Here is an 8023-nt window from a genome sequence, read left to right as displayed (position 1 = left end):
AAAGTTTCGAAACCAAAACTAGGAGGAATTGACGATGAACAATAATGAAAACGGGTTATTAGAAGGAAAGTTTTTTTGGCTGGTAGAGGGATTAAATGAAATGCTAGAGGAAGCAAACCCAAATGAGGATGAATATGCAACATTAAATAATGTTGACATGGATCGCCTTTCAGAATGTGTTCAATTAATGTGCGTCGTGACAAACCAATTGAAATAAGTATAATATCTGTTAATCTTAATATAAATAAATAATTATAATCGTGATATATCGTTAAATAGATTTAATACATGCATGAAAGACAAAGTTAATGAAGAACAGGTACACTGTATGTTACTTGAAAGCGAGCAGTATATGATAGCACAACGGCTTTCTTTCTAGAAGTCTATTTATTCGACCGTATTCGTAGTATAATAGCAATAAATGACAACGAAAAAACGCCTTATACCTCATGTCGACCAAAACAACAGGTATAAAGCGCTCCTAGGCATAGTGTATTCAATTAGATTGAACGGATTCCTTTTTGATTCCGTACATGTTTTATACAGCGGTAATTCTGTATAAATTTTATATAGTTATTATATCAATTATATAAAGAATGCACAATACCTCTGTTTCGTTGTACTTACAATTCGAAAAGGGGTTTTTTTAATGCAAGAAACTATTAATCAATTAGAAACTTTAAAAGACTATTATTACGGTGCCACAGTACCGTTTTTAGCTATACCTAAACCTATTAGAATCTACTTCATAGAAAAAGGTGTGAGCGCAAACGCAGAACGATTATATTTAACATTACGTGATATGTGGAGAGAGTCATTATATAACGTGATTGAAAACGGCGAAGCATGGATTGACGGAAAAGGCGTTTACCGTGTAGCGACAAATAAAAAACTAGCAATGTATTTAAAAACCAGTGTACGTACAATGCAAAGATATATGAATGAGTTGCGAGAATGTGGAGTTCTTCTTGCTGAACAACCAGAAAAAGAAAATGGAGAAGCAAATCGTATTTATTTGCGTGAACACATCATCATGGAACAACTAAAAAACACAGATGTATCAACGGTTGAACCGACCTATGACAAAAATGACATCACCCCTCATGACAAGAATGACACGGGTACTCATGACAAAAGTGGCACACTACTAAGCACTAGTTTTACTAAGCATTATTTTACTAATATTAAAGATTATGTGCTTTCTTACATCGAAAGACACAACTTTGAAATTGACGACACTTTAAAAGAGAAAATAGCAAACAACTATAAAGGTGTAATTATGTCTCTTGAAGAGAAAAACGAACGACTTAATTGCATGATAGATACATACATCAAGAATGAGGAAAAACTAGAATTAGGCGATACCTCAGAAGTAGCAAAGAACAAAAGAAAAAAAGGCGTCACTAGGAAGGGTACTGGTCATAGTGGTTCTATTGGTAGTAAGAAGAAAACTACTAGAAAAGAAATCACTCCAGATTGGTTTGAAGAACATAGAGAAGAATCAGAACAACCAGCAAAGCCTAAAGAAGCTACACAAGAAGAAATAGAAAGACTAGCATTGATATTAGCTAAACAAAAAGAAGAACCACAAGCCCCAAACCCTACTTTAGAGCCTAAAAAAGAACTAATAAAAACAGTAACGGGGTATCAAGAAGCAATAGTTATGCCTAAAGGCGCTGAAAATCCATTCTTAGAGGTTTCAGAACAAAAAGAGGGCAATTATACTATTAAAGAGGAAAAGCCTTTTATAAACGAAAATGAGACGTTTGAAGACTATAATAATATGAATCCTGAAACACCCAAATTAACGGGTAACCAGATTTTTAGAATTAGTAAATTAACGAAAAAGGCGAATAGTGGCGATGCGGAAGCGTGGAGAAAGTGCGAATCACTTGAAATGAAACGTTTTGTAGAAATTGGAGAACGTGGACGTTTTAAAGTAAAAGACGACATTTTGACAGCTATGTAGCAAAAGAATGAATACAAATGTATTAGAAGACAATAAAACTCGTTAGAAGCGAAAATAAGAGGTCTGAAGGGGAAAGGTTGAAAATAGCCGTTCCTCTCTTTGTCGTAAGGAAAGCGAGAGAGAATGTACAATTTATAAGACGGTTTTAGAGAATGAAGGCAAAAAAATAGAGTTGGTATACAATGAATCAGAGCCGGCCAGCTTTGAAAGTATTGTATCTCAACTCATGGAGGAAGAAGACTTAAAGTGTCTTATTCCAAAGACTTGCTTTTATACTCAATTTAAACAATATTACAAGTAGTACGTTCTCCACCACGAGAACATAATCAGTACCACTATAAACATGCTTCACACAATTAGATATTAACATGAGCTATTTGCGGGTTGCAAGTAGCTTTTTTTGGTTATTATATCGACAATTTAAAGGTGCTATTTCATAGCTTTTTCTTAAAAATCTACCTAAATAACTTGGGTAACGCTTTTCTCTCTTTTCTTTGTTGTTATAGAGCCGTTCTAACGCTGGTTACACATACGTTATTTAAGAGTTTTATATAAAAAGTTCCCGAAATCTACCTAAATAGTATTTAAGAAAGGGGTCTGGGTTTTTCTTGTTTAAACAAGTAGTGAAGAATGCTGTTATATCAAGGGTTGTTCCCAAAAGCATACTAAAGAGTATTAAAAAAGGGTTTCGGGTTTTATTAGCGTGAGCAACCACTACTGTTTTTCTTTTGTACGGGTTACTACTTCTCTATGATTTTTATACTATTTACCGAAATGTACCTAAATAACTTAGGAGGGTTAGTTTCTTGCATACGAGGTTGTATACTCCTTTAGGTGTATAGTCTGTGACAGTTGGCTTGTATATAGAGTGTGTGTAGTTGTTTGTCTTCCATGACTTCTCTCCTTGATGGTTGTATTGTTCACTAGATTGTTAAAGAGTATTGATAGTATAGAAGGATTGGTTGACACTACTTACAACATGAATGCTATGACATGATGAATGAACAAAGAGTGAAAGCTTTATTAAAGAGTGTATGTGATGCATGGTTGTCAATGAGTAGAGAGAAGGGAAGCCCTACTATATATAACAGGTGGTGTATGTAGTGTTGCTGATACCTTCTACATAGGTTACTTCTATATAACAAATAGAGGACGGTTGTATATATGATTAGTTGTGTTGTTCGACAGACTACTAAATAACTATAAGAGATAGTGTAGTGATGATAGGTAGGTGTGAGCAATGAGAGGATATGTAATAGATAGAGAGTGATAGAGTCTAGCGACTCTTTTTTTATTTCTTTCAACTTTTTTAAACAAATTTAAAAAAACCTCTGTACAAATGCGCATAGCCTGTAGTATAATAAATACAAGGAGGTGAGGCAAGGTGATGGAAACAATTAAAGATGTTGTAGCAATAATCGCTTCAGTGTTCGGAATCATAAACGTTGGTTTAGACATCCACACTAAAGCGACTAAGAAACTACAACAAAGCAAAAAGCGTAAACGTAACAAACGTAAACGCAAATAAGCAAGATGAGGGGAAGGGTTGACAGCCATATTCCCCTCATTACTATTATAACATCCGTCACCGAAAAACGATGAAGAAAATTAAACCAATTGATTTAACTGTATTTGTTATTTTATTTTTGTGGGCAATAGCCAATGATTTTAGTGTAATGACTACGTTGGATTGGATATGTATAGTTGCAGGGATTGTGTATACTATCATGTTTATAATTAAGTTATGTATGAGAGGTGAAGAATAATGAAGTATCATTTAAACTCTAAAGAAGAAGTGGATAATTTTATTAGAAACGAAGTTCTTATAACGGCGGAAGCGATGGAGATTTTAGGTGTAAACCGTTCCCGTATGAGTGCTTTAATTAAGGCTGGTAAGTTGACACCAATTAAGAAATTAGGGAATGTAAGTATATTTCTAAAAGCTGATATAGAAGCCAAAAAAGAAGAATTAGAAGAATTAAGAGCAAAGTTCCGTCCATATGACAAGTAAGAAGGGGATTCCCTTTCTTATTAAAAGTAAATCCAAATCTATTTAACATTATGAAATAAGCATGTTTTTCTCTTGAATATGTGTAAAAATATTAGGTACAATTTGTACTGTTTTTTTGTCGTTATATCGGAAAAATTAGTAATGCATACATCGGTATATGAAGGAGGACAGGAAGCCCAAAAAGGATTGAATAGAATCATGAATATTGGTAGGGAATCCATGTATATTTGTGTATGTCATTGCATAATTAAATTATCTATATATCCATTATCTTTATACATCATCCCTAGGACTCGACAAACGTTGATATAACAGCGTTCTTCTTACAACTACCTATAACATACATTATGTATACTTTATGTGAAATGATTCACATAAATATTCGCTCATGGACGTTCTTCACTGGGGAATCGTTTTAACTCGTTGTAACCATCGGGGATACAACGGGGGGTATCGGGCGAAAAATAAAACCCAACAGACGATTTTTTTTGGTAACTTTTCGGGGTTTGGATACGGCTTTAAAAGATAAGCTGACTTCCCAGCCAATCTTTTTAATCAGCAATTTTGTGTGGTGAGTTTTGTGTATACAAAGTGTTAAATGGAACAACAAATCTAATTATATATTAATTGTAGTGACAATTTAATACATCGTTATATTGACTATGATTGGGAGCGAAACGGATATGTTAGAGAACGAACAACAACATGATACAGACCAACAAACAGAAGAAACTTTTACAAAATCGGATATTGACGAAGCGGTCAACCAAGCTTTAGCGAATCGTGACGAAGCCGAACGAATCCAGCAGGAGCGCACACAAGCAATGGAAAGGCTCGATAGTGCATTTGCTGAAGCGAATAATATTAAAAAGAGTAAGGAGTTGTTAGAAATAGCAGAAACACGTTTAAACAACGCAGGACTACCAAGCAGTTTAGCAAGCATGGTACAGAACAAAGACACTCGCATCATGAATGAGCGTATTGCCATTGTAAAAGCGTTAATCCAAACAGAAGCAAAGAAATCTATTAAAAAGAGTCTCGCTGGTAAAGTGCCCGAAAAGGAAAAAGGTGTATCCGCACTAAAACAAAGTGCAGAAGCACAGGCATTTCACAAGGAGCTAAATAAATGAGTAAGCAACTAATAACTACAATCACTGGTGAAGGTGTTAACTGGCGTGTAGAAGATAGAGGAATCGTACTAGGACGTGGCAAAGCAAGTGACCACAAAGAAGTGCGGGACACTGTAAACAAACGATACGGTGGATATACAAGCGAAGACGTCCGATTGAGTACAAAACTATATGAAGAATTAAAAGGCACGTACAAAGAGACAGGAGAAGCCCCAAAAGGCTTTCTAGACGGAAACTATACATTGGAGGATGAATGAAATGGCAAATAACCCATATATCAAAGGTGACGTACACCGACCAGACTATAAAGGACTTTTAAAACAAGAGTTTTTTAATCAGAAAGAAACGTTTAATGAGGGTTTAGCAGGTTTTGAAGCAGAAGCCCAGGCACTAGCGGAAAGAAAATCCCAATTTGAAACAGAGCAGAAACAACTATTATCAGAGTTATATGTAAAGGCAATGCATGAGATTGACGGCAAAGAGATTGATTTTGTTGATAGCAAAGCAGATATTCCAGTATTTGAAGACGAAAGAGCCTTTCAAATTGCAGACGCAAACCGCGTGTATATGGAACAAGCACCAGAAGAATATACAGTAGCAGAACGTAACAATATTAAATCAATTTATGATGTCCTAAAAGCCGAACGAGACGCCTTTAACTCTCAATTTTCACTAATGACACGAGAAGAAGCAGTGGAACAATACAAAGACGCCTTATTAAGCTCAAAAATAGCTGGTGACATGTCTGGAGAAGAAACGCTATTCCCAGTAGTAGACACAAGACCAAATGAAGAGGTAGCAAGAGACGCTTTTAACCAAGAACTCGAAGGTCAATAGGTCTAGTATTGGGCTTATTACGTAAAGGAGAAGGACATGGATAAGAACGAAACAAGAACCCTATTTGTAGATACAATGCTAAACATCAAGAGCGACCGCAAATCATACGAGAAAAAAAGGTTGAACGGAAGTAACCGTAAAGCACTCTTATTAGCCGTTATGAGAGGTGAAGGTATTGGCGACAGTAAAAAGCCTTGCTAAACGATTAAACAAGATACAAACCGCAAGAACGCCTAACGGCATAGTAATTCTAGCAAATAGTGAACATGACATAGCAGAGAAGTTAGAGAAAACAAAAGCTAGAAATATAGTAGCTATCAATGGTAATATTGACCCTTTTTGTGACGTTTGCGAATGTCATTTTGAACGGTGTAAATGCAATGTGAATCATAATGGCTCTATGCATGCGAAGGAGCTGGAATACTGGCGTAAAACCGCCCCTAAACACTATGTGGTAATTATGAAACATAGCACGGTAAGAGAGGAAACCGACCCAACTGAAGGGCTTCTAAAGTGGGTAAAAGGCGATATTCTTTATACAAGACCGAGCACCAACATAAAAGAAGCGCACGAACAAAATTTAGCTGGATTAAGTCCAGTTGTAAGAAAGGCATTGACAAAAGATGCAACTACATTACATTAACGGTGAGCCGACGCCCGAAACAGCCCAATACATTCATAACATTGAAACTATCAGGGGTTTGGAGCAGGAGTTAGGACTAGAAAAGTACGGTATATATAGTTTGTCCTGGGATGATGTAAAAGCCCTGTATGACAGCGGGAAACTTACATATGCTCAACTAAAGATTATTTATAACCGAATGAAAGTCAAAGATACATCTATTCATAATACTTACTTAGATGAAGATGGCAACATGATTGATGGTAGACAATCGAATATAGTAAGAAACATTAAACGAGCGTTAGGAGGGAGACAAAATGACTACTAAAATGAAAACGACAGCCAAAAAGAAGCCGATTGACGTGAATATTAATATTGATACACCGAAAGACGCTTTAATCACACGTAAAACCTTAATGAAGCTATTCTGTGAGCGTAAAATTGATAAGACTGATTTAAACGCCCTGTTATATTCATTACAAGGTGCAAGCAGTGAACACATGAACATGATTAACCTTACTAAGATTGAGCTGGAAAGCCGTCGTATTGACGTACAAGAGCGTGATGTTATTGTGAGGGAAGAAACAAAACTACGTTTAGAAGGCAAAATCGAAGCGTTAGAAACAGTTATTGAAGAGTTGGAAGCCGAAACAGTTAGATAAACTTTGTGAAGCAGTTAAATGTTTTGTACAATATAAGGGTTACTAATTGCTTTAATTGTTTATTATCTTCTATTTTTTCTACCTCTAGATTTCTGTACAAGTGACAATAGATTGGGAAGAAGGCGCTGGCGAAAACTAGCGTCTTTTTTCTATGTATACAAAGTAGCAAATGAGATTGCTATACGGGTGATATACTGAAGATACAATTTCATAGAGAAAAACAACTTATTTTTATAAGTCTATTATCTCAACTTGTAACTATTAAGTGTGGAACGTTATCCCCACCCTCGCAAAGAGTCAGCCTAATAAACTGGCTCTTTTTTCGAGCCTTTTAATTGTATATAACAAAAGAAGGGTATTTTCGATAGGTAAATGTTAGAAAAGATGTATATAAATTACAATAAATATATTTACACGGTTTCGAAACCGTTATATACTATGTTTGTAAATGGGGTGAAACAATGCCTGTAAGAAAAGATAAGTTTGAGACGTTCTATTCAAGTAAGATGGGCTACTATGGTGTAGATAACATCAAAGACGCTGAAAAAGCATACAAGATGGAGCGTATGATTGCCAAAAACATAGTCGATTTTGGCGAAGAGAAAGTTGAAGAATGGATTGAATTGGCTAAGGTAACAGGGATTAATGACAGAAACAAAAAGCTTAAAAAAAGAGAATGGAGATAACGGACAATAGTCCATCTCTTTTTATGTAAAAAGTTTCGAAACCAAAACTAGGAGGAATTGACGATGAACAATAATGAAAACGGGTTATTAGAAGGAAAGTTTTTTT

The 8023-nt window shown here is 35.4% G+C and carries 12 protein-coding genes; all 12 read left to right on the top strand.

Translation table 11 applies throughout. From position 1 onward, the window contains the following. Positions 1-34 precede the first annotated feature (34 nt). The 12 genes from AC1Q8M_RS27765 to AC1Q8M_RS27710 all read left to right on the top strand — a co-directional run bounded on the left by AC1Q8M_RS27765 (position 35) and on the right by AC1Q8M_RS27710 (position 7917). Positions 35-217, top strand: a complete 183-nt coding sequence (locus AC1Q8M_RS27765; protein ID WP_061661031.1) for a hypothetical protein — start codon at positions 35-37, stop codon at positions 215-217. Positions 218-649: 432 nt separating this feature from the next. Further along, positions 650-1969, top strand: a complete 1320-nt coding sequence (locus AC1Q8M_RS27760) for a hypothetical protein (protein WP_098366101.1) — start codon at positions 650-652, stop codon at positions 1967-1969. A 1384-nt stretch (positions 1970-3353) separates the two neighbouring features. After that, complete coding sequence (locus tag AC1Q8M_RS27755; protein WP_153580007.1) at positions 3354-3497, top strand: hypothetical protein; 144 nt, start codon at positions 3354-3356, stop codon at positions 3495-3497. Positions 3498-3734: 237 nt separating this feature from the next. Next, entirely contained in the window at positions 3735-3980 is a 246-nt protein-coding gene (locus tag AC1Q8M_RS27750) for a helix-turn-helix domain-containing protein (protein ID WP_016112314.1), read from the top strand. Between the two features lie 662 nt (positions 3981-4642). Beyond that, positions 4643-5110 carry a capsid assembly scaffolding protein Gp46 family protein gene (locus tag AC1Q8M_RS27745; RefSeq protein WP_080451160.1) on the top strand — a complete coding sequence of 156 codons (468 nt, stop codon included), beginning with the start codon at positions 4643-4645 and terminating at the stop codon, positions 5108-5110. Beyond that, positions 5107-5367 (top strand): hypothetical protein, encoded by a 261-nt coding sequence (locus AC1Q8M_RS27740; protein ID WP_098453510.1) that lies wholly within the window; start codon positions 5107-5109, stop codon positions 5365-5367. Before AC1Q8M_RS27745 ends, AC1Q8M_RS27740 begins: the two co-directional genes overlap by 4 nt. 1 nt (position 5368) lies before the next feature. Continuing rightward, positions 5369-5947, top strand: a complete 579-nt coding sequence (locus tag AC1Q8M_RS27735; RefSeq protein WP_061661036.1) for a hypothetical protein — start codon at positions 5369-5371, stop codon at positions 5945-5947. Between the two features lie 36 nt (positions 5948-5983). Continuing rightward, complete coding sequence (locus AC1Q8M_RS27730) at positions 5984-6148, top strand: hypothetical protein (protein WP_172794265.1); 165 nt, start codon at positions 5984-5986, stop codon at positions 6146-6148. Continuing rightward, on the top strand, positions 6123-6590 hold the full coding sequence (locus AC1Q8M_RS27725) for a hypothetical protein (RefSeq protein ID WP_098911032.1): 468 nt from the start codon (positions 6123-6125) through the stop codon (positions 6588-6590). The genes AC1Q8M_RS27730 and AC1Q8M_RS27725 overlap by 26 nt, the downstream gene beginning before the upstream one ends. A gap of 58 nt (positions 6591-6648) precedes the next feature. Further along, positions 6649-6897, top strand: coding sequence for a hypothetical protein (locus AC1Q8M_RS27720; protein ID WP_098661539.1), 249 nt, complete (start codon positions 6649-6651; stop codon positions 6895-6897). Then, positions 6887-7231: a hypothetical protein gene (locus tag AC1Q8M_RS27715; RefSeq protein WP_061661033.1), complete on the top strand. Its 345-nt coding sequence runs from the start codon at positions 6887-6889 to the stop codon at positions 7229-7231. The genes AC1Q8M_RS27720 and AC1Q8M_RS27715 overlap by 11 nt, the downstream gene beginning before the upstream one ends. 461 nt (positions 7232-7692) lie before the next feature. Then, complete coding sequence (locus AC1Q8M_RS27710) at positions 7693-7917, top strand: hypothetical protein (protein ID WP_098672511.1); 225 nt, start codon at positions 7693-7695, stop codon at positions 7915-7917. The last annotated feature ends 106 nt before the right edge of the window (positions 7918-8023 follow it).

The sequence above is a fragment of the Bacillus sp. GW823-FHT06A10 genome, from assembly GCF_058795375.1.
Note: the sequence above shows the minus strand (reverse complement) of the source record. Positions and strands in the feature narration are given on the sequence as shown.